Annotated in this window: 20 protein-coding genes and 1 pseudogene; all 21 read right to left on the reverse strand. The window is 44.4% G+C overall.

The annotated features are described in order from the left end of the window. Positions 1–3: 3 nt before the first annotated feature. Positions 4–453, reverse strand: coding sequence for a ribose 5-phosphate isomerase B (rpiB, locus tag UF75_RS11870; RefSeq protein ID WP_282433797.1), 450 nt, complete (start codon positions 451–453; stop codon positions 4–6). 335 nt (positions 454–788) lie between these two features. Next, positions 789–1,235 (reverse strand): low molecular weight protein arginine phosphatase, encoded by a 447-nt coding sequence (locus tag UF75_RS11875; RefSeq protein WP_082075113.1) that lies wholly within the window; start codon positions 1,233–1,235, stop codon positions 789–791. An 8-nt stretch (positions 1,236–1,243) separates the two neighbouring features. Then, positions 1,244–1,828, reverse strand: a complete 585-nt coding sequence (locus UF75_RS11880; RefSeq protein ID WP_045574819.1) for a manganese efflux pump MntP family protein — start codon at positions 1,826–1,828, stop codon at positions 1,244–1,246. Positions 1,829–1,890: 62 nt separating this feature from the next. Then, positions 1,891–2,937 (reverse strand): L-threonylcarbamoyladenylate synthase, encoded by a 1,047-nt coding sequence (locus tag UF75_RS11885; RefSeq protein ID WP_045574833.1) that lies wholly within the window; start codon positions 2,935–2,937, stop codon positions 1,891–1,893. A 5-nt stretch (positions 2,938–2,942) separates the two neighbouring features. Further along, a complete protein-coding gene (prmC, locus tag UF75_RS11890) occupies positions 2,943–3,800 on the reverse strand; it encodes a peptide chain release factor N(5)-glutamine methyltransferase (protein ID WP_045574820.1) in 858 nt (285 codons plus the stop codon). 136 nt (positions 3,801–3,936) lie between these two features. Next, complete coding sequence (gene prfA, locus UF75_RS11895) at positions 3,937–5,007, reverse strand: peptide chain release factor 1 (RefSeq protein WP_045574821.1); 1,071 nt, start codon at positions 5,005–5,007, stop codon at positions 3,937–3,939. Positions 5,008–5,021: 14 nt separating this feature from the next. After that, entirely contained in the window at positions 5,022–5,903 is an 882-nt protein-coding gene (locus UF75_RS11900; RefSeq protein WP_045574822.1) for a DUF1385 domain-containing protein, read from the reverse strand. A gap of 221 nt (positions 5,904–6,124) precedes the next feature. Next, complete coding sequence (gene rpmE, locus UF75_RS11905; RefSeq protein ID WP_045574823.1) at positions 6,125–6,322, reverse strand: 50S ribosomal protein L31; 198 nt, start codon at positions 6,320–6,322, stop codon at positions 6,125–6,127. A gap of 128 nt (positions 6,323–6,450) precedes the next feature. Then, positions 6,451–7,422, reverse strand: coding sequence for a class II fructose-bisphosphatase (gene glpX / locus UF75_RS11910; protein WP_045574824.1), 972 nt, complete (start codon positions 7,420–7,422; stop codon positions 6,451–6,453). A 487-nt stretch (positions 7,423–7,909) separates the two neighbouring features. Next, a complete protein-coding gene (gene fsa / locus UF75_RS11915) occupies positions 7,910–8,548 on the reverse strand; it encodes a fructose-6-phosphate aldolase (protein WP_045574825.1) in 639 nt (212 codons plus the stop codon). A 26-nt stretch (positions 8,549–8,574) separates the two neighbouring features. After that, on the reverse strand, positions 8,575–9,429 hold the full coding sequence (locus UF75_RS11920; RefSeq protein WP_045574826.1) for a class II fructose-1,6-bisphosphate aldolase: 855 nt from the start codon (positions 9,427–9,429) through the stop codon (positions 8,575–8,577). Further along, positions 9,420–10,106, reverse strand: a complete 687-nt coding sequence (locus tag UF75_RS11925) for a hypothetical protein (RefSeq protein WP_045574827.1) — start codon at positions 10,104–10,106, stop codon at positions 9,420–9,422. The genes UF75_RS11920 and UF75_RS11925 overlap by 10 nt, the downstream gene beginning before the upstream one ends. A 105-nt stretch (positions 10,107–10,211) precedes the next feature. Further along, complete coding sequence (locus UF75_RS11930; RefSeq protein WP_045574828.1) at positions 10,212–10,574, reverse strand: response regulator; 363 nt, start codon at positions 10,572–10,574, stop codon at positions 10,212–10,214. Between the two features lie 53 nt (positions 10,575–10,627). After that, positions 10,628–11,858: pseudogene (alr, locus tag UF75_RS11935) on the reverse strand (alanine racemase). 4 nt (positions 11,859–11,862) lie between these two features. Next, on the reverse strand, positions 11,863–12,945 hold the full coding sequence (locus UF75_RS11940) for a peptidoglycan bridge formation glycyltransferase FemA/FemB family protein (RefSeq protein ID WP_045574834.1): 1,083 nt from the start codon (positions 12,943–12,945) through the stop codon (positions 11,863–11,865). Positions 12,946–13,282: 337 nt separating this feature from the next. Next, positions 13,283–13,540: a hypothetical protein gene (locus tag UF75_RS28225; RefSeq protein WP_156146396.1), complete on the reverse strand. Its 258-nt coding sequence runs from the start codon at positions 13,538–13,540 to the stop codon at positions 13,283–13,285. A gap of 90 nt (positions 13,541–13,630) precedes the next feature. Beyond that, positions 13,631–15,223 carry a CTP synthase gene (locus tag UF75_RS11945; RefSeq protein ID WP_045574829.1) on the reverse strand — a complete coding sequence of 531 codons (1,593 nt, stop codon included), beginning with the start codon at positions 15,221–15,223 and terminating at the stop codon, positions 13,631–13,633. Positions 15,224–15,608: 385 nt separating this feature from the next. Then, positions 15,609–16,049, reverse strand: a complete 441-nt coding sequence (gene rpoE / locus UF75_RS11950; RefSeq protein WP_045574830.1) for a DNA-directed RNA polymerase subunit delta — start codon at positions 16,047–16,049, stop codon at positions 15,609–15,611. A 54-nt stretch (positions 16,050–16,103) separates the two neighbouring features. After that, on the reverse strand, positions 16,104–17,786 hold the full coding sequence (argS, locus tag UF75_RS11955) for an arginine--tRNA ligase (RefSeq protein WP_045574831.1): 1,683 nt from the start codon (positions 17,784–17,786) through the stop codon (positions 16,104–16,106). A gap of 57 nt (positions 17,787–17,843) precedes the next feature. Further along, positions 17,844–18,197 (reverse strand): DUF1934 domain-containing protein, encoded by a 354-nt coding sequence (locus UF75_RS11960; protein WP_242860212.1) that lies wholly within the window; start codon positions 18,195–18,197, stop codon positions 17,844–17,846. Between the two features lie 18 nt (positions 18,198–18,215). Then, a partial coding sequence (locus UF75_RS11965) for an aminotransferase class I/II-fold pyridoxal phosphate-dependent enzyme (protein WP_045574832.1) occupies positions 18,216–19,041 on the reverse strand: 826 nt, incomplete at its 5' end.

A 19,041-nucleotide genomic window follows, 5' to 3' on the forward strand; every position in this document is an offset into this window, starting at 1 on the left:
CGTTTAGATTGTTTCGCCCCGTTCAATGCTAGAAATCAGATTGACTCGATTAGCATGTCGACCCCCAGCAAATTCCGTTTTCAAAAAAATATCGACAATGTCCAAAGCAAGGCCTACACCAATTACCCTAGCACCCATTGCTAGAATATTGGCATTATTATGTTCTCTAGCCATTCGGGCGGAATATGTTTCTGAACAGACAGCCGAACGGATTCCCGGGATTTTATTAGCGGCTATAGAAATCCCCTGTCCCGTTCCGCAAATAATAATCCCAAGCTCGGCCTCTCCCTTGATGATAGCACTACCTACTGCACTCCCATACCTTGGATAATCTACTGATTCGTTCGAATGGGTTCCAAAATCACTTACTTCAAATCCTTGTGTTTCCAAATGCTTGCGAATAGCTTCCTTAAGTTCGTACCCACCGTGATCGGCTCCCAGCGCGACTCTCACATTCATTCCTCCTCTTTGTCTATTTTCATTTCTACATAATAGTTGCAAATCCCTGCAATAAAACATAATAAAGCGACGTATTACGCCGCTAGTTTAGACACTTTTCGCAAAACTTATGCGATATGCGATATGCGAGGCGCGAGGCTCGAAGCTCGAAGCTCGAATATAAATTAAACTTGGCTGGCGCTAAGCCTCGGCAAAGTGCCAGCCAAGAACGAAGGCGGATGCCTTAGTTGCACTTTTGCGCTGGCCAAGGATGGTGAGAAGGGACCTTCCAGAAAGTTCTACTTTCTGCCTGGTACGAGAAACATCGGACATCGAGCCTCGCGCATCGATTAGAGCAGATGATCCTTTAGCACATACAACAACTTCTTAATTTCTTCCGCCGTCTGACGATAAACATCAACAGAGCCCATCCAAGGATCCGAAATATCCTTTTTTAGATCCCCCCAATGCCCCAAACTGCGCGTCTTAGACTCATATTCAGGAAAAAGACGCTTTAAGCTATCCTCTTGAGCCAGGGTCATTGGAATAATCCAGTCCGCATCAGCCATTAATTCATGGGTAATTTTTCTTGCGCGGTGCTTTGATAGGTCTAGATTCTGTTCTTTAAGAACCGCAAGGGCATGGGCACTAATTTCTTCCCCTTCCCAAGCTGCCATACCTGCCGAACTTATTTGAACTATATCTCCAAATAGTTTCCGAGCTAATCCCTCAGCCATTGGGCTTCTGCAAGTATTTCCGGTACAAATAAACAAAAGTTTATAACACATTAGACCCATCTCACTCCCTAAAAGAACAATTTGACTCCGATCAGAAACAAAGCCAATCCGCCGAGCAACTCCGCTTTATCTCCCAGGCGAGTTCCCATCATTCGGCCCAGAACTAAGCCCATTCCAGTCATTAACCCTGCAACCAAACCCATAATCATAACAGTAATAAGAATTTCCGCTCTGATGGTTCCAAGTGAAACCCCTACGCTAAGAGCATCTAAACTTACGCTTGCAGCCAATACGTAGATACCCCATCCATTTAAAGAACGGTTACTAGATAACTTCGTATGAAAAAAGGCCTCCCTAGCCTTACCAAATGAAAATTGTTCAGTGTCTGGACGATAAACCTTATAAATCATTCTTCCGCCCAACCCGACTAAGACTAATGCGCCTATGAAAATAGCATATCGCCCCAGAATTGTTCCTATCGCCTGTCCCAGTATCATTCCACAAAGTGGCATGAACACATGAAAGACGGCGACCACCAACGACAGGTGGACTATCATGCGCTTTCGGATTCCAGTCAAGCCAATCGCCAAAGACAACGAGAACGCATCCGCACCCAAGGCGATTGCAACTGCTACCACCCATGCTAAATTCAATACCCTTCCCTCCGTTCACTATAGTATATGCACGAAAAAAGGGATTATTAGATTAATCGCGGTTAGATGTATTCAATCCGATGTCCAGCGGCTTTTTGTAAACGGTTCATAATTGCCGTCCCTAGACCTCCCTCTTCAATTCCCTCAGCTAAAATAATATCCATACCTCTTTCATCACATAAGTGCAATCCCTCATATAGGTTACTTGCCACTTCGTCCGCTCGGGCTCTTGATCCTAACACGAACAAAAGATCCGGTAAGCGATTATGTAAAAAAGGTGCGCTCTCCAGCGTACAAAGAACTCCCACTCTTTTTAACCGGGCATGTCCTTTATAAATTTCTTGCCCCATCCGCTGTATAACTCGCTCTTGATGACCGATCATCACGATCATCTCTCCCTGAGGAGCATAGTGCCTATATTTCATGCCGGGTGCTTTAGGAACTTGACTCTCTGTCGGTGTATTCATTCGAACTTCGCCTAAGATTTCTTCTAACGCTTCTTTGGAAATTCCACCTGGGCGAAGGATAGTGGGCACACCTCCAGTGACTTCAAGGACGGTTGACTCCAGCCCTACTTGACAAGCCCCAGCATCAAGAATCAAGTGTATTTTCCCTTTTAAATCCCGCCAGACATGTCGGCCACTCGTCGGACTAGGCTTACCTGATAGGTTAGCACTCGGTGCAGCAATAGGAAGCCCGGTTTCTTCAATAAGGGCAAGGGCCACCGGATGACTGGGCATACGAACCGCTACATTGGCCAGTCCAGCCGTGACAATATCGGGCACTATAGAGGTTTTTGGCAAAACTAAAGTTAACGGACCCGGCCAAAAATGTTCAACACATAGTTCGGCTTCCGGTGACCAACTTCCTACCAAACTATTTGCCATAGCGCGACTACTAACATGCACAATTAAGGGATTATCCTGGGGACGCCCTTTTACCCTAAAAATCTTTTCGCAGGCTTGGGCATCCAGGGCATTAGCCCCTAAGCCATAAACCGTTTCCGTAGGAAAAGCCACCAACTCTCCAGAACGCAACCATTCTGCTCCCTCTTTTAGCAATTCCGCCTCCGGATGAATTCCATCTATATAACTTCGTTTTGTTAGCATCTTTGTCACCTCGCTAGCCACCTCGCTAAGATCACTCGGTCTCGCCCCGCCAAATCTGGGAAAACCCGTGTTTCAAATCCCTTTGTTTGGAAAAGCCCACAAACCGCCTCAGCTTGATTACAACCAATTTCCATTAGTAGCTTCCCCTGAGGATTTAAAATGGATCCTACACCTTCTGCCAAACGACGATAATAATCTAAGCCATCTGGTCCTCCCAAAAAAGCCATCGAGGGTTCATGAAAAATCTCAGGAGCACATTGCTCATACTCCTCTTTGGAAACATAAGGAGGATTCGTAATAATATAATCCCAAGCTTCACCCAAAATGGGTTCAAGGAAGTCCCCCTGACGCCATTGCACCGAGACACCCAAGCGCTGGGCATTCTGTTGCGCTACTACTAGCGCATCTGCCGAAAGATCAGTTCCGACCATCTCCACTTGAGGGTAGTAATAAGCGATCGAAATAGCCAGAGCGCCGCTGCCTGTACAAAGATCCGCAACCTTAATCTTTCTATCTTGCCGTTGACCTGCCTCTTTTCTTACAACCTCCAGCCATTTCTCGACTAAAAGTTCACTGTCGGCACGCGGGATAAGCACGCGCTCATCGACGTAGAAAGAAAGACCCATAAACTCTTGCTGCTTCAAAATGTACTGAAGAGGTTCGTTCTTTGCGCGACGCATAATGACTCCTCGATAGACTGCAGCTTCTGTCTCTGACAAATTACGGTCCCCTTCGAGATAAAGTTGGGGACGGGAAACATTTAAAACCCCGGTTAATAACATATCTGCATCAAAGCGGGCATTGCTCACCCCTTTTTCTAAGAGTTGCGCTTCACCCCAACGCATACTGTCAATTACCTTCAAAACTGCAAAGCCCCCAACTCGAAGTTCGAGATTCGATGTTCGAATTTCGAACTTCCCAAATATTATCCCCTGGAAAAGTTCGCTTACTTTTCATAACCTAAGACTTCATCGTAACAATTCATCATAACAATTGATTTTAATGGATCTCAGCCTTTAGACGTTCGGCTTGATCAGACGAATTTAGAGCTTGAATGATTTCACCCAAATCACCAGTCAGGATTGACTCTAAGCGGTGTAAGGTTAAGCCTATGCGATGGTCCGTAACCCTGCCCTGTGGAAAGTTAAACGTTCTAATCCGCTCGCTCCGATCTCCCGTTCCCACTTGACTTCGGCGTTCAGAAGCCTGTTCTCCACTCGCTTCTTCTTGTGCTTTCTCCAATATTCTTGCCCGCAAAACGCGTAAAGCTTTCTCTTTGTTTTTAAGCTGTGATTTTTCATCTTGGCAAGACGCAATGATTCCTGTGGGTAGATGAGTAATTCGAACCGCTGATTGAGTGGTATTAACGCATTGCCCACCCGGCCCACTAGAACAATAGACATCGATGCGCAGATCATTAGGATTAATGGATACTTCCACTTCTTCCGCTTCAGGAAGAACTGCAACGGTCGCGGTAGACGTATGGATCCTACCTCCCGACTCTGTCGCCGGGATCCGTTGAACGCGATGCACACCACTTTCAAATTTTAATTTACTATAGGCCCCATGCCCTTCCATAAGCACGATGATTTCCTTGTAACCGCCCATATCTGAATAACTAGCACTAAGAACTTCCGTTTTCCAGCCCTGTCCCTCTGCATAGCGAGTATACATTCTATAGAGATCACCGGCAAACAAGGCCGCTTCATCGCCACCTGCTCCCGCCCGAATTTCCATGATGACGTTTTTTTCATCTAAAGGATCCTTCGGTAAAAGAAGAACACGAATCTGTTCTTCCAGTTCCTGTGATTGGCTTCGCAATTGTTCTCTCTCTTGCTCCGCCATTTCCTGCATGTCAGAGTCTAGTTTTTCCTGTAGCAGAGTTTCTGTTTCCTCAAGTTCGCGCTTTACTGCTTGGTATTCTCTAAAGACCGCGACAAGGTTTGTCATGCCGGACTGAGCCTTGGCATATTTTTGCCACTCACTCTGATTCGAAATGATTTCCGGATCACTGAGGAGCTCCGTAAGTTCATCATATTTTCGTTCAATTTCATAAAGTTTTTCTAACATTTTACACCTCAAAATTACGTTAGTTCTTGACCTGAATCCAAAACACCCTTTAAGGCAGCTAAAGCAACCTCAAGTTGGGCATCGTCTGGTTCTCGTGTGGTTAATTTCTGTAACAATAAGCCCGGGACAATCAGCCAGCGAAACCATGGCGATTCTAAATGCCGAGATGAGAATTTAAGAACCTCATATGCGATCCCCGCCACGAAAGGCATGAGAAGTACACGAGAAAGCAGTCGCCACCACAAAGGGTATAATCCGACAAAAGCAAACACAAAAATACTGACTACCACTACAATTAGGAGAAAACTTGTTCCGCAGCGCGGGTGCAGCCTGGGAAAAGAACGCGCATTTGCTACGGTTAGATCTTGTCCTGATTCATGAGTGAAAATTGCTTTATGCTCTGCGCCATGATATTGAAAAACCCGTTGAATGTCTTTAAGTCGAGAAATGATCAAAATATATAAGAAAAATACTACTAACCGAATTGCTCCTTCCAATAGATTTTGCCACACATCTCCAGTAACCTTTCCTTTAAGCAAGTGAGCCATTCCGGTTGGTAAACCGACAAAAAGCACAAGACCAAGGCCAAATGCAAATCCTATGGTTAAGGCCATTTCCCAAAATCCAAGTTCCTCTCCACCCTCATCGTCCCCTATTGAACGATTGGCGGAAAAGGTTAAGGCACGTGTTCCTACTATGAGTGAATCTATCAGAGCCACAAATCCTCGAATTAACGGTAACTTAAAGACAGGTTTTGTTGCCCAAACATTCAATTTTACATTGGTCACTTCAATCTCGTCATTTGGCAACCTGACCGCAATAGCACTCTCACGTGGTCCTCGCATCATGACTCCTTCTATGACCGCTTGCCCGCCATATTGGACTGGTTTGCCCATCTTAAGTTCCTCCTCTATTATATCGATGCGCAAAGCGCAAAGTTCGGGCATCAAGTTTAAAACACTGCTCATTGAGCATCTCACTGGCTGCCATAATCTCAACGCCTATCCATCATTCCAAAATCCTTCGAACATCGTGCTTGCGCTTCGCGATTGTACATTTACGCAAAAAGCAGAGCTTGCGCTCTGCTTATCCACCAGCAACGACCGCAGGCCGTTGTTTACATCCCATATTTCTTTTTAAACCGATCAACCCGTCCGCCTGCATCGACAAACCGCTGTACCCCGGTATAGAAGGGATGGCATTTTGAACAAATTTCCACTTTTATGTTCATTCTTGTGCTGCCTGTTGGGATAACTTCTCCGCAAGCACATGTCATTGTGGTTTGTTCGTATTTCGGGTGAATTTTTTCTTTCATGTCTTCACCTTCTTTCCCATTTAGATCAAAGTGCAGCTTCTTAACCACACCGTCATGACAATTCCAGTCAACTCTTACTATTTTAGCACAAATAACATTCCCTAGTCAAGTTCCCATTTGGCGACTCATTAACAGCCTTTCATAGCATAATCCGGCTTCTTGTCAAAACAGTGACGTGCTTCAATAAAGCGGACTGTTCCCGTTTTTCCCCGAATAACGACGGTGTGTGTCAAAGCCCCTTTGGAGGTGTAGGTTACGGCTCGCAATAAGGGTCCTTCTGTAATCCCTGTCGCTGCAAAGAAGACATCATCTGTACTCACCAAATCATCCATCGTTAATAACTTTTGGACATCCTCGATCCCTAAGGCTTTAGCTCGGGCAATATCTTCCTCGTTTTCTGGCCAAAGGCGGCCTTGCATTTCTCCTCCCATGCATCGAAGAGCTGCTGCGGCTAGGACCCCTTCAGGCGCCCCGCCAACTCCCATCATCATATCGACTCCCGTATCTTCAAATGCACAGGCCACAGCTGGGGAAACATCCCCATCGGTAATCAGACGAACGCGAGCTCCGCAATCTCGTACATCCTGAATTAGTTTCTGATGACGTGGTCGGTCCAAAATAACAACCGTCATATCCTTCATATTTTTGCCTAAAGCTTGAGCTACATTCGAGATATTTTCATGTACAGTAGCATCTAAATTTATCTTCCCAACAGCAGCAGGCCCTACAGCAATCTTATCCATATACATATCTGGCGCGTGAAGTAAGCAGCCCCTCTTGGCAATCGCCACAACAGCAATCGCCCCCGCTACCCCCTTAGCACAACTATTGGTTCCTTCTAGGGGATCCACAGCGACATCTAATTCTGGACTTTCTCCATTCCCAACCCGTTCCCCAATATAGAGCATCGGAGCCTCGTCCATTTCCCCTTCTCCGATCACCACGGTACCGTCCATGTGAATTGTATTAAAAACCGCCCGCATCGCTTCAACAGCAGCATTATCAGCGGCTATCTTATCCCCTAGCCCTACCCAGCGTGCTGAAGCTAGCGCCGCGGCTTCTGTAACTCTAGCAAATTCCATCGTTAATTCTCTCTCCATTTTCTACTCCTCCTTAAATTAGCCAATGTGTTATCTTCACTTCCATAATAGCTGACCCTTAAACATACAAGTCATTTTCTATGTAAGTACTCCTCATTATGTTATAACATTTATGCCTTATACTCTTATTGTGACATACTTTAAACGAGTTATCAACCACCTTTAATGTCTAAAATTTCCCTTGAATTGTTAAGAAAACTTGATTAACGCCCACGAAGACACTGTCTTCGCACGAATTAGCCTTCTTGAAGACACTGTCTTCGCACGTGTTAGCTTAGCGGAGCGAAGACACTGTCTTCGCACGAATTAACCTTCTAGTTAGCTTCGGCGCAGGCGGTCGTCTTAATTGCACTGACGCATACCCGATATTTATACTTTCTGATAGTAAAGGAAAAACTGGCATCTTTCCATCTGTTTTCAGACAGTCTGATGCCAGTTTAGAGGTTTTGTTTCAACTGAAGTTTACCGAAGTCAATAGCACAACTATCTATCGTTTTTGCCAATCTGCTAAAAACTTTTCAATCCCGGCATCTGTTAATGGATGACGAAACAGTTGTCTTAAAACTCCAAAGGGTACTGTTGCATAATCTGCTCCGATTTTAGCTGCTTCCGTGACATGGACTGGATTCCGAATACTAGCAGCAATGGTTTTTGTTTCTATACCATGCATTTGGAAAATCTCACATATATCCGCCATTAAGTTAAGGCCATTCTCGCCAATATCGTCTAGACGCCCTAAAAAAGGGCTTACATAGGTAGCGCCTGCCCGTGCTGCCAGTAACGCTTGATTGGCTGTAAACACAAGTGTGACATTCGTTTTAATTCCCTTAGAAGATAATACTTTAACAGTTTTGAGACCGTCCTCTGTCATCGGAACCTTAATCACAATGTTTGGGTGAATTGCTGCTAATACATGAGCTTCCTGTAACATCCCTTCATGATCAAGAGCTATTACCTCAGCACTGATTGGCCCTTCAACAATCCCACTGATCGTGTTTAGAAGCTCGTGGAAGTCCTGTCCTTCTTTAGCGACTAAACTAGGATTCGTCGTCAGTCCCGCAATGACGCCCATATCCCAAGCCTGCTTTATTTCTCCGATATTAGCCGTGTCTAAAAAAAACTGCATTCTATTGCCTTCTTTCTAAGTTTCCTTTATGCCTTCCCATTACTGCCAAAAATCCGTATTTTTTCTCGGATTATGTTGGTTGCCGCTTCGCGGGCAGGGCCCAACATTTTACGAGGGTCAATTTCTTTAGAGTTTCCCTCAAGCACTTTGCGTGCAGCCCAGACAAAGGCTTCACGAATATTTGTGTCAATATTTACTTTACAGACACCCCGGGAAATGGCTTCACGCAGAGCATCATCTGGCACTCCAGAAGAACCGTGTAACACAAGTGGCGTTGAAACTCTTTCTCGAATCTTAGTCAACCGTTCAAAATCGAGTTTAGGAACCCCTTTATATTGACCATGGGCAGTTCCAATCGCTATGGCTAAGGCATCTACCTTTGTCGCTTGAACAAAGTACTCTGCTTCAGCCGGATCCGTAAATAATGCCTCGCGCTCGTCAACGGTAATATCATCTTCCGTCCCGCCTATCTTACCCAATTCGGCCTCAACCGAAACCCCTAAAAGTCGAACTGCCTCAATTACTTTGTTAGTTAAAGCGACATTGTCTTCCATTGAAAGTTTAGAACCATCAATCATCACAGAAGAAAAACCATTTCGTGCACACTGCATGACTTGCGCAAAACTAGTTCCATGATCAAGATGCAAAGCGATCGGTACACTTGATTTTTCTGCAGCTAACTTTGTCAAAGCGGTAATATACTCAATTCCTGCATATTTAATCGCCCCTTGGCTTGCTTGGATAATGACAGGTGCTTTTTCTGCCTCAGCAGCAGCCACTATAGCCTGGACAATCTCCATATTGTTGCAATTAAATGCCCCCACCGCATAGTGCTCTTTTTGTGCTCTGTCTAATAATTCGATCATCGATACTAACGCCATTTTTTTTCCTCCTCTATCGTCCTTGAAATGTGCTGTCCCCGCAGCGGACTATTAATGAGCCAGGTTTTATTTTCCTTCAAATATAAGGAATTTATTCCTTCAAATTGACGAACATTATCTGAGCTGTCCGCATAGATCACTCCCACAGCTTCACAACATTCACAATAAAGCTCGATGCGATCCGGCAACAATTCAAAAGTCAACTGATGGTTCCCACAGGCGCACCCCAAATTTCCTTGCTTTGCTAGACGATGAAGATGATCTAAAATCCACAGCATTACTTCCGGATTTTCAAACTCTTCCTCATAACCTAATTCAACCGCTAATTCCCCCATTGATTTTTCACGTTCACGACAGGCATGAGTCACTTTCTGCTTTGACCCTATATACCCGACCGAGGCACCAACGCTGGGGCAAGTGAACGGTAAAGCTTCTTTCCCCCATATGGCATGACGGTTTAATCTCAAATAATGGGTCTCCCCACAGTAGGCACAATCGTAAGAGAGGTTGAACTGCTGACTGTTTCGACTGGTGACCGACATAAACTGAAAACCACATCCGCAATGTAGATTTTTGCGCCCTGGTCGAGAAAATGTAAAAAGAGAGAGGGCATGAAATTCTAGCTCCCCACATTGGGGGCATTGCATAGCAATCGTTGAATTTGTTGTTAGAATCATAATTCCCACCTCTTCCTAATGGATATACTTCGTCATGCATAAAGAATTTCCTGCCTTTTAAGCAATAAAAAGTATTCCAAAAGGGTAGAAACCATTGTCGAATAACTATGAACTTTGTAATATATCCTTCACCCGTTTTCTAAGATCAAACAAATCAAAGGGCTTACTCATATAATTGAGAATCCCAAGTTCCTTGGCTTGTTCCATATTCTGTGCATCTCCGTAGGCGGTCATCATAATTACTCCCACTTGACGGTCGATGGCGCGAATTTGTCCCAATGTTTCTATTCCATTCATTCCCGGCATTTTCATGTCCATTAAGATAAGATCAGGCTTAAAGGTTTTTAGTAACTTAACTGCATCTGTACCGTTCGAAGCCATTTCAACCTCATGTGCATCTTCCTTGAAGGTCTCAAAGAGCAGACGACGCACACCCATTTGGTCATCTACTATAAGAACTTTTGCCACCCCTTCACCCCTTTCAAGTTCTTTGGGCTAATCGTCACAATCGTGGTCGTCAACTAAACTTCTGGTGAAGCAAGTTTCTCATATCCCAAAATTGAATATTCTTTATGTTCTAGTAAAACTCCTTCTTCGAGGACCCTCTGTGACAATATTTGTCCACCTTGTCTATATCTTCTAGGAATACGTGGATTTGCCACGGTTCTACGCATGGGAACCCTAATTTCATCACCTAATGCACATTCTTGCATCCCCACATCAACCACAGTAAGTTGCATTCCGATTTTTCCAGCAACAAGAACCGTCCGACCGTTAAGCTCTAACCGTTCTTGACCAACCGTGATACCTAATAAAGCTAAAAAATTTTTTATAATAATTTTGAAAAAAATCGATCCAACCTTGGGGAACAAAATGCGGAGCGACACCGAATCCATCTGAATATCCCACTGGGATCACGGCAAGCTGGGTAGCCTGCTTCGTATGATAAATACTTTGATATCCTACATACGTTCCTTTAGGAACTTCGCGCAGATGAACAATCCTGCTTTTAGCAAGCCAGGGGTCACGCAAGTTCAACTTATCTGAAAACCCTTGACCTGGATAATGTCCGATTAATAGAGTTCCAATTCGAACAAAGTCATGATGCCACTCAGGATAGTCAAGAAACGCAGCGCTATTACAAACATGTTTCCAAGTCGGTCGGATTCCTAGTTCCTCTAGGCGATTCGTCAAGGACTTAAAACGTTCATATTGTTCTATCGTATATCGTTTATCCCTTTGGGCAGCCCTAGCAAAATGGGTATAAACTCCCGCAACATGAAGATAGTTGGATTTAGACAAGGCGATACTGAGCTCTTCGAGTTCAGAAAATCGAAACCCAGTTCTCCCCATTCCAGTCTCCAACTTAAGATGTACCTGGATCTGCTGATCAACCAACCCCAATTTTAAACCTGTTTCATTTAACTCTTCAATCCATGATAGTTCGCTTATTGTAAGCTGTAACTTTGCTGCAATGGCTATTGGCCATTCTTCCCTCGTCGTGGGTCCTAACACTAGAATGAGCCCCTCAATTCCATGCTCTCGTAAGATCAGTCCTTCTTCTACTCTGGTGACCGCGAAGGCTTCACACCCGGCACGTTGCAAGGAACGCGCAACTTCAATTGCTCCTAAGCCATAGGCATCAGCTTTCACGACTGCCATACACCTTGTGCCCGGACGAAGATGTTTAATGACTTCTTGGTAATTTTCAGTTAAGCAATCCAGGTCCACTTCAATCCAAGTCCCAGCCATTGCTTTATCCCCTTCGCGCTCGCCGTAGCTTAGTGATTAATCCCTTTAAAACATCCGAATAGATGGGTTCTAAATGGTTCCAGAGAAAATATACCAGGGGGCGATACACAAGATCCCATTCTCCAATAAACTCTGTGTAGTCTCCATTAAAGCCCTTTTTAAAACGATAGAGCCCGTAAAGCGGGTTATCTTCCGATAAATTCCCTGGGACTCCTCGGAAATCATAGAGAGTACAGCCGAGTGATTTAGCCCAACGAATCATTTCCCATTGAATTAAATAATTGGGCATAACATTGCGGTGAGCATTTGAGGAGGCCCCATATATGTACCAAGCCTTATCCCCTATGACAAAGGCCAATGTTCCAGATACGACGTTTCCTTCATATTCGGCAATAAATAATTCCCCTAGACCCACTGGAACCAAGGAGTCATAAAGATCTTCAAAATAAGAGTAAGCCCGTACCAAAAAGCTGTCGCGCTCTGTCGTTTCCTTTAAAACTCGATAAAATTCCGGCAAATCCTCCCGGGTTCCTCGCCTGATATGAACCCCTTTTTTCTGAGCAAGACGGATATTATAGCGTGTTTTCTGTTGCATGTTCGCCATCAAAGTTGCTTCTTCCGGAGAAATATCTAAACGAAACACAAACTTTGGTTGAACCCCTTCAAAACCTTTGCCACTCTCGGCAGATCTGAATCCTCTAGAAAGTAAATACTGTTCCAACTCTTTTTCCGAAGACGGCAAGTCTGGATCAATTTTTAAAAAGATCGCTCCTCGAGCTTTCCCCAACTTTTTAATTTCTTTTAACACAAAATCAAATAACGCACTATTGTTAAAGTCCAATACGGGACCTCGTGACGCATAAAAAATCGGAATCCCCACAACCGGTATCTTACGTTCCAGAATAGAAACCGCAGCAACGATCTCGTCATTCTCCTCCACGACCAATCGCCAGGGAACCCATCCAGTCCGGCTCTTTATCTCTCCCCATTCCCAGGACTGGAGCACATGGCCTTTGGGAGCTTTAGCTAAAAAAGCATTAAATCGTATATGTTCAGTTTCATCAATCCATCTAGCAACATAGGGCATCTGGTTCAATCCCCTTCCTCTCTCCATTCTTTCCACGGTCTGGCTCCTCTAATCAGTACCACTCTATTATACAGGAAGAGTTCATGCTAAACCCTTTAATCCAAGGCTTAACAGAACTCTCCTAAGTCAACATTCCATTGAATTTCCTGTTATGTACATTTGAAGGTCGAGGTTCGCACCTTTATCTTGTACCAAGCCCGTAACACCTCTTAGACAAAACTGTTCACAAGAACATGCAAGTCAAGATCGTCCCCCACTTACATGTCACACAAGTAAGTAGCTCCAAAGACAAGACGGCGCACATGAAATGTGCCGTCTCCCCAAAAACCCTCGTCACCTAAACCAACGCTATCTCCAAAGCAAGACTAAGCGTTCCCCGTTCCAAGACCCGGGACGCAGTGTCACACGAGCGCGATGTCTTTACGTAAGCAGAATAGCAAACTTCCATGTAAGCGACCCCAGATACGGGGCAGTGTACAAGGATGTACACTGCCGCCAATGCGCCATGGACGGCGCTTTTGGCACGATAGTCTCCAGTGGAGAGTATCGCCGAAGCCGCTGATCTCCATAAGATACCTACCGGCGTAGGATGCACCCCGCACCCCCTTTAGGAGCTTACATGGTTAGTTTGCTCTGCGTCGTAAGCACTGAGCGCTGTGTGACACAAGTCCCCCCACTAGTCCCCCTATTTTAGCGTTGCCCGTATAAACTCCCGGAAAAGAGGATGTGCTCGGTTCGGACGAGACTTAAATTCAGGATGGAACTGAGAGGCTACAAACCAAGGATGATTTGGGTACTCCGAAATTTCTACAAGACGACCATCCAGTGACGTCCCCGAGAACCTCAGCCCTGCTTCTTCAAGTTGAGTTCGGAATTGATTATTGACCTCGTAGCGATGTCGATGACGCTCATAAATAACCTGGTCCTGATAGGCTTGGTACGCTATACTGCCCTCAACTAATTTTGCTGGGGAAATACCTAAGCGCATAGTGCCTCCCTTTTCTTCGATGTCTTTTTGCTCGGGAAGAATATCGATGACCGGATAGGGTGTATCAGCATCAAATTCCGTACTATTGGCTCGTTCCATACCACAAACATTACGTGCAATTTCAATAATGGCGGTTTGCATTCCAAGGCAAATCCCCAGAAATGGAATCTTTTGTTCTCTAGCATAACGAATAGCCTCGATTTTCCCCTCAATACCCCGGTTACCAAATCCTCCAGGAACAAGGATTCCATCAACGCCTTCTAAGTGTTTTTCGGCCGATTCTTCTTCTATGTTTTCAGAATTAATCCAACGAACTTTAATTTTAGCCCCGTGCTCAGTCCCCGCTGAGCGTAAAGCTTCTGCTACACTCAAGTAGGCATCCGGGAGTTCAACATATTTGCCAACGATCGCAATCTCGACCTCACGCTTCGGGGATTTAATTTTCTCCACCATAACTTTCCACTCAGTCATATCCGCGGGAGGAGCTTCTATCCCTGCGCAGCGCAGGACAATATCGTCAAACCCTTCTCCTTGGAGCTTCAAAGGGACTTCATAAATAGTCGATGCATCCAAACACTGAACAACCGCTTCTAGATCTACGTCACATAATAACGCTAATTTTTCCTTCATATCCTTAGAGAGGGCTTTTTCCGTACGACATACGATGATCGAGGGTTGAATGCCAATTCCGCGCAATTCTTTAACAGAGTGTTGGGTGGGCTTTGTTTTTAATTCACCAGACATTGCCAAATAAGGGACCAGCGTCACATGAATATAGATAACATTTTCTCGCCCAATATCATTTTTCATCTGACGGATTGCCTCAAGAAAAGGTAGAGATTCAATGTCTCCTACCGTTCCGCCGATTTCAGTAATCACAAAGTCCGGATGACTTTCTCGAGCAACACGGTAGATCCGCTCTTTAATTTCATTGGTAATATGAGGAATAACTTGAACTGTCCCACCCAAGTAATCCCCTTTACGTTCCTTGCGGATGACTGACCAGTAGACTTTGCCAGTTGTAACATTGCTGTTTTTTGAAACTGGCACATCAATAAAGCGCTCATAATGCCCCAAATCCAGATCCGTTTCCGCCCCATCATCCGTGACAAACACTTCACCATGTTGATATGGGCTCATTGTTCCAGGGTCAATATTAATATAGGGATCAAATTTTTGAATTGCCACTTTGAGACCCCTATTCTTAAGAAGACAACCCAGAGATGCCGCTGTAATTCCTTTTCCAAGGGAAGACACAACGCCGCCCGTTACAAAAATAAATTTCGTCATGCGCTTTACCATTTCCTTTCAGACCTTAAGTATGCCGATTTTATCTATTATTCAGTTGCCAACCATCATCTCTTGGACTTCTCTAACAAAACACATAAATAAAGCTAGTCCGAGAACCGCACTAGCTTTATGATACCAGTCAGAAAGACTATGTTTTGAAGACTTTTTATCCAATTTTCAAGACCCCCACTGAGATAATGGGGGGGTCTTCGCAAACTTCAGGTAGGGTAGTGTCCCATCTAAAGTCTCGATGTTCAGCTTTAGCTGAATAGGTTCACTTCATTGCTTTATTTTATCTAGACTTGTAAAGGATGTCAAGACAATGGCACCCTTTACAAGTATCTATAATTAGCTCCCTCATCTGAAAACTGTCAATAAGAGAACGCTACCATTTTTCTCCGCGCCTCGTATCGTCCACTTCATCAAAAACTTCGTCTGATTCAGATGCATCTTCATCCAGGGAATCCTCATCCAATTCTTCTAAATCTGACTTATCTTCCTCATCCATTGAATTTTTATTCATCATGGTTACTGAAGGCGAACGACGGTTAACCTTCGAAGGTTCCCATACTTTCAGTCCCCATTCACCCCGCCCGAGAAACGTAAACCGTGCGTCAAGGTTAATCTGAGTAAGTGCAGCGGCAATCCGTATAGCCTCTTGTGAAATTCCTAAACGCTGCAGTACCTCTTCAATTAGATTATGATAATGCATGGGGTTACCTTGGGCTTTCAGCACCTCATATGCCATATCCGCTTCAGTTGGTTTATCTTTTTTGCTCAAAGAGTGGGACAAAACTCCACCGCCCTTCGTCGTTTTGAATATCACTATATTCGGCCCACCCCTAAATATTTCCTGCTTATCGTTTGTTTAAACATTAATTTACATTCTTTCAGGTGCCGATACGCCTAAAATACCCAATACATTGCTTACGATTTGTTTTACTGCCCGCACTAAGCTCAACCGGGCCCTTCGGAGACCCTCATCTTCAACAAGAACTCGCTGGCTGTTATAGAACGTATGAAAGAGGCCCGCTAAATCCAGCACATATCGAGCTAAACGATGGGGTTCCATTAAACGTGCTGCGATTATGATCTCGCTCGGTAAGTCAGCCATCTTCTTGAGAAGATCCCGTTCTTCCGCACTCTCTAAGCGTTGTAATTCCAGTTCCGAAGCTGGGGTCGTCGTATCACCAAGTTCCTCAGCTTGCCGTAGAATGCTGCATAACCGGGCATGCGCATATTGCACATAATATACTGGGTTATCCGAGGATTGTGCCCTAGCCAAATCCATATCAAAGTCTACGGTAGAGTCTGGATCTCTTAAATTAAAGAAAAAACGGGCGGCATCCTTTCCAACTTCATCCATTAATTCCCTTAACGTAATATACTGCCCAGAACGTTTGGACATTTTGACAACTTCGCCATTCTGGATCAGGCGCACCAGTTGCATTAAGATGACTTGAAGATTATCCGAGTCGTAACCTAAGGCCGACATCGCCCCTTTCATCCGAGCGACATGACCATGATGATCCGCTCCCCAAATATTAATCACTCGATTAAATCCTCGCTCAAACTTATTGCGATGGTAGGCAATATCTGCGGCAAAATAGGTGGGCGCTCCATTGCTCCTAATAACCACTTCATCTTTTTCATCCCCAAATAATGTGGATTTAAGCCAGTGTGCACCTTCCTTTTCATAAATATACCCTTTTTTCTCAAGTTCCTCCATGGTTGAACGAACTGCCCCTGAATCATGGAGGGATTGTTCATTAAACCAAACATCATAGTTTACCCCAAAATCCTGCAACGTTTCTCGGATATTCCGCATTTTTTCGTCTAGGGCATATCTCACCAAAAACTCGCGCCTTAACCCCGGTTCGACCGAAACATACTTATCCCCTATTTTTGTAATAAGGCCTTTTACCGTCTCGATCAAATCCTCTCCATGATATCCACCTTCCGGGAAAGCCGCATCTTGACCTAGTTGTTGTAAATATCTGGCCTCTAGTGATAAAGCAAAATTATGAATTTGATTTCCCGAATCGTTAATATAGAATTCACGGGAAACTTCATATCCAGCCATTGTCAGTAAAGAAGCAAGGCTGTCTCCTAATGCTGCCCCACGGGCATTACCCATGTGGAGCAATCCTGTAGGGTTCGCGCTCACAAACTCTACCTGAATCTTTTGACCTTTTCCAATATCCACTTGACCATAGTTTTCACCGGCCTTTAACACCTCTTCAATAACACCCGTCAGCCACAACGGGCTTAATCGAAAATTAATAAAGCCTGCCCCAGCAATTTCAGATGCTTCTATCCAAGTTCCAGTTGTATCTATATGTTTTATGAGAATGGCGGCTATATCGCGAGGGGAACGTTTGGCTTGTTTGGCTAACACCATTGCTAGATTTGTCGCCAAATCACCGTGTTGCCTTTCTCTGGGTTCTTCTAAAACAAACGCTGGTAATTCTTCAAAGTTAAATTCTCCTGCCACTTTGGCAGTGTTGGCAGCCTGAACCAAGTTATCCATTATCTTCTCTTTTATGTTCTCATAGAGACTCATGAGGGGATTTCCTCCTTTATGTTTAGCAACAGTTCATTATGACTTACCATATTATCATCAATAAAAAGGGTCATAGTCTAGACTAATACGTCCCCCATGGACTGTCAAGTCATACTCTACGCAGTGAGGCAAAACGCTCAACCAAATTTTCCCGTAGCAAGTGGTATAAATACTACGATTAAGAACACCCTGTCTAAACTCTTGTGATAAATCGACCGCACCTTTGCGATTCAGGGTAACCAATCCTTCTTTAATACTTAAATAGGTGGTCACTTTTTCGAGGCCCATGGTATTACCTAACTCTTTATATATTACATAGAATGCACCATTTCGTTCATAAAACATACCTTCTGTGATCAATTCTTGTTGGTCGTGATGACCCTTCTGGATACTTTTGCTTTCCGAGGACATGAATGGTGACAATTTTTTTCATGGTTTACTCCTTAAACTCTTAAAGTAATCTGCAAGGATCGTTAACCCGGCTTCGAGTTCAGTGGTATTTCCTCCGAATCCTAAGCGGAAGTGATTTTCCTCTCCAAAAAAAATCCCCGGTGCTACTAAAACCCCTCGCCGATATAATTCCCACCCTAACTGTTCCGAGGGAATTTTCTGAGAGTAGCCGACCCATGCTACAACCCCTGCACAAGGTTTTTTCCATTTGAGGGTAGGGTTATCTTTAAATACGTTTTCCAGTAGCGTACTATTTTTCTGCCTTAGTCGTCGATTGCGTTCCCAAATCTTAGTGCGATGTTTTAGTGCTGTCAGGGCTAAGTGTTGTCCTATGACAGGTGAGCATAGTGACGTATAGTCTCGTTTTTCAGCGCAGCGTTCAATAATCTCTGGGGGTCCCACTATCCAACCTACCCTAAGACCTGCTAACCCATAAGCCTTGGACATACTCCCGATACTAATTGCTTGAGGAGAGTAGTCTCGAATTGAGGGCATAAGTGTCTCGCCGAGTTCCCTATAGACCTCATCAGAAATGAGTAAAATTTCTCGTTCAAAACATAAATTTGCAATTTGCCTCATTTCATCTGGAGAGAATGCAAATCCTGTCGGGTTATGCGGGGTATTCAATATAACGAGCGTTGGTTTTTGTTCTAACAAGACTTCTAACTCTTGGAGTTCAAAACCCTTATCGTTACGATATTGCCAAAATAATGGGGTTGCCCCTAAATCCACGCCAACCTGAGCCAGTTGTTGGTAAAAAGGAGTTTGTACAATGAATCGATCGCCAGGTTTCAGTAACGTACTC

This window comes from Desulfosporosinus sp. I2, assembly GCF_000960765.1.
Lineage (GTDB): Bacteria > Bacillota > Desulfitobacteriia > Desulfitobacteriales > Desulfitobacteriaceae > Desulfosporosinus.

Excerpts from the sequence above, each read along its gene's own strand:
- UF75_RS11875 (WP_082075113.1), bottom strand. The coding sequence starts at position 1,235 with ATGGGTCTAATGTGTTATAAACTTTTGTTTATTTGTACCGGAAATACT.
- glpX (WP_045574824.1), bottom strand. The coding sequence starts at position 7,422 with ATGGAGAGAGAATTAACGATGGAATTTGCTAGAGTTACAGAAGCCGCG.
- UF75_RS11885 (WP_045574833.1), bottom strand. The coding sequence starts at position 2,937 with ATGCTAACAAAACGAAGTTATATAGATGGAATTCATCCGGAGGCGGAA.
- UF75_RS11920 (WP_045574826.1), bottom strand. The coding sequence starts at position 9,429 with ATGGCGTTAGTATCGATGATCGAATTATTAGACAGAGCACAAAAAGAG.
- prfA (WP_045574821.1), bottom strand. The coding sequence starts at position 5,007 with ATGTTAGAAAAACTTTATGAAATTGAACGAAAATATGATGAACTTACG.
- rpmE (WP_045574823.1), bottom strand. The coding sequence starts at position 6,322 with ATGAAAGAAAAAATTCACCCGAAATACGAACAAACCACAATGACATGT.
- UF75_RS11940 (WP_045574834.1), bottom strand. The coding sequence starts at position 12,945 with ATGCCCTATGTTGCTAGATGGATTGATGAAACTGAACATATACGATTT.
- fsa (WP_045574825.1), bottom strand. The coding sequence starts at position 8,548 with ATGCAGTTTTTTTTAGACACGGCTAATATCGGAGAAATAAAGCAGGCT.
- argS (WP_045574831.1), bottom strand. The coding sequence starts at position 17,786 with ATGAGTCTCTATGAGAACATAAAAGAGAAGATAATGGATAACTTGGTT.
- UF75_RS11945 (WP_045574829.1), bottom strand. The coding sequence starts at position 15,223 with ATGACGAAATTTATTTTTGTAACGGGCGGCGTTGTGTCTTCCCTTGGA.
- UF75_RS11960 (WP_242860212.1), bottom strand. The coding sequence starts at position 18,197 with ATGTCCTCGGAAAGCAAAAGTATCCAGAAGGGTCATCACGACCAACAA.
- UF75_RS11900 (WP_045574822.1), bottom strand. The coding sequence starts at position 5,903 with ATGGGCAAACCAGTCCAATATGGCGGGCAAGCGGTCATAGAAGGAGTC.
- UF75_RS11925 (WP_045574827.1), bottom strand. The coding sequence starts at position 10,106 with ATGATTCTAACAACAAATTCAACGATTGCTATGCAATGCCCCCAATGT.